Annotated in this window: 3 protein-coding genes; 2 read left to right on the top strand and 1 reads right to left on the bottom strand. The window is 72.2% G+C overall.

The genetic code is table 11. The annotated features are described in order from the left end of the window. Positions 1 to 709, top strand: a 709-nt coding sequence (locus HMPREF0731_RS17475; RefSeq protein WP_007005512.1) for a polysaccharide deacetylase family protein, incomplete at its 5' end; no start/stop codon positions are given. Between the two features lie 12 nt (positions 710 to 721). After that, positions 722 to 1666 carry a sterol desaturase family protein gene (locus HMPREF0731_RS17470; RefSeq protein WP_007005511.1) on the top strand — a complete coding sequence of 315 codons (945 nt, stop codon included), beginning with the start codon at positions 722 to 724 and terminating at the stop codon, positions 1664 to 1666. Between the two features lie 59 nt (positions 1667 to 1725). Here HMPREF0731_RS17470 and HMPREF0731_RS17465 read toward each other — a convergent pair. After that, positions 1726 to 2222 (bottom strand): DUF6683 family protein (locus tag HMPREF0731_RS17465; protein ID WP_007005510.1); only part of this gene is annotated, 497 nt, incomplete at its 5' end.

Genomic DNA, 2222 nt, shown 5'->3' with positions numbered 1-2222 from the left:
GGCGCAGCCCGCCGCCCCCGCCATCGCCCGCTGCCGCGCCGGCACGCTCTACCTGACCATCGACACCGGCTGGGGGCGGGAGGCGGAGCGCATTGCCGCCGCGCTGCGCGACCGTGGCCTGCGCGCCACGCTCTTCGTCGCCAATGAGCCGGATTTCCGTGGCGGCACCACGCTGGACGAATCCTGGGCGCCCTTCTGGCGCGCCCGCGCCGCCGAGGGCCACGCCTTCGCCAGCCACACCTGGCGGCACTGGTATTTCGGCGCCGATCCGGGGCCGGGGCGGGTGCGCTACGCCTCCCGCCGCGGCGAGGGGGCGGACGTGCTGGACGGCCCGGCCCTCTGCGCCGAGCTGGCCCGCCCGGTCGAGGCGCTGCGCCGCATGGCGCCGGCGGCCCGCGTGCTGCCGCTGTGGCGCGCGCCGGGCGGCCGCACCTCGCCCAACGCGCTGCGCCTGGCCGAGGGTTGCGGGCTGCGCCACCAGGGCTGGACGGCGCGCGGCTTCCTGGGCGATGAGCTGGACAGCAACGCCCATCCCAACGCCGCGCTGCTGGCCCAGGCGCTGCGGCAGATCCGCGATGGCGAGGTGCTGGTGATGCACTGGGGCGTGCGCAGCCGCCGCCAGCCCTTCGCCGAGGTGTTCGAGCCGCTGCTGGACGGGTTGCTGGAGCGCGGCTTCTGCTTCGCCACCCTGCCCGAGACCGGCATCTGAGGAGAGAGGCGCATGTGGAGCGCGCTGCAGGATGGCTGGGACCAGGTGAATGGCTGGATCTTCGAGACGTTGGTCCAGCCGGCGCTGTTCTCGCTCGGCCTGATGGAATGGGCCGAGGACGCCTTCGAGTGGATCGACTTCGCCCTGTTCGGCCTGTTGCAGGTGGTCATCATCTACCTGGTCTGCCGGCCGCTGGAGGCCTGGAAACCGGTGGAGCCGCGCCAGGACCGGCGCAGCATCCGCACCGACATTTTTTATACGTTGCTCACCCGGCTCGGCCTGCTGCCGCTGGTGGCCTTCATCCTCTTCGCCTCGGTCGAGGCGCGGCTCTCCGGCATGGTGGCCGACAGCGGCTGGATCCCGCCGACGCTGGAGACGATGTTTCCCATTCTGCGCGAATGGCCGCTGCTGGCGCTCTGCGTCTACATCGTGGTGCTGGATTTCGGCGAATACTGGCGACACCGCTTCCAGCACATGTTCGGCTGGTGGTGGGCGCTGCATTCCATCCACCACGCGCAGCGCCAGATGACCTTCTGGACCGATGACCGCAACCACATCATCGACGATGTGCTGGGCGCCATCTGGTTCGGCGCCATCGCGCTGGCGATCGGCGTGCCGCCCGGGCATTTCCCGATCGTCGTGGTGGTGCTGCGCGTGGCGGAATCGCTGAGCCACGCCAATGTCCGCCTCTCCTTCGGCCGGGTGGGGGAGCGGCTCTTCGTCTCGCCGCGCTTCCACCGGCTGCATCACGGGGAGCTGGGCTCGGGCGAATCCGGCAAGAACTTCGCCGTGCTGCTGCCGGTCTGGGACTGGATCTTCGGCACCGCCGATTTCCGCCGCGACGTCTTCCCCCGCACCGGCGACCCGGCGCTGCCGGAGGCGATGGCCACCGGCGGCTGGCTGCGCCAGCAATGGATCGGCCTGCGCCGCATGGGGGCGGCGCTGATCGGGCGCTGAACCCGGCGCGAAACAGGGCCGCCCCCGGCGGGAGCGGCCCTTTCTGTCAGCGCGGACCCTCAGCTGCGCGGGCGCAGGCCCGCATCGGTCAGCTCCACCGCCTGCAGGTCGATCCGCATGCTGCTGCGGATGTCGTTCACCGCCATCTGCTGGATCTGCCGCAGCTGGGCCGGGTTGTCCTTGGCGCCGGTGACGGCGGCCGAGATCAGCGCCGCCTGGATCAGCGCCATGTCGGCGATCTCCTGCCGGTCGCCGTCGCCGGCGCTGGCCATGGCGGGGATGCGCTGCATCGCCTCGGCCATCTGGGCGCGCAGCGCCGTCATCTGCGCCGGGGTCGGGTCGTCGTCGCGCCCGCGCGAGGCCATCCAGGCCCCGGCCAGCCGCACCGCCATGGCATCGGCCACATCATCCATGCGCAGGCCGTAGGGCTGCATCCAGCGCGCGATCACGCCGAAGATGTCCTGGCTGGCGAAGAAGCGCTCGATCTCGGCGCCGGCCGCCGGGTTGGCGGCGCGGGCGGCCTGCACCATGCGCGCGACGGCCGCCTGGCGGCGCG

Source organism: Pseudoroseomonas cervicalis ATCC 49957 (assembly GCF_000164635.1).
GTDB classification, from domain to species: domain Bacteria; phylum Pseudomonadota; class Alphaproteobacteria; order Acetobacterales; family Acetobacteraceae; genus Pseudoroseomonas; species Pseudoroseomonas cervicalis.
This window is presented reverse-complemented; position numbering and strand designations above follow the sequence as displayed.

What these genes read in the sequence shown, in the direction of transcription:
- HMPREF0731_RS17470 (WP_007005511.1), top strand. Translation starts at nt 722, where the DNA reads ATGTGGAGCGCGCTGCAGGATGGCTGGGACCAGGTGAATGGCTGGATC.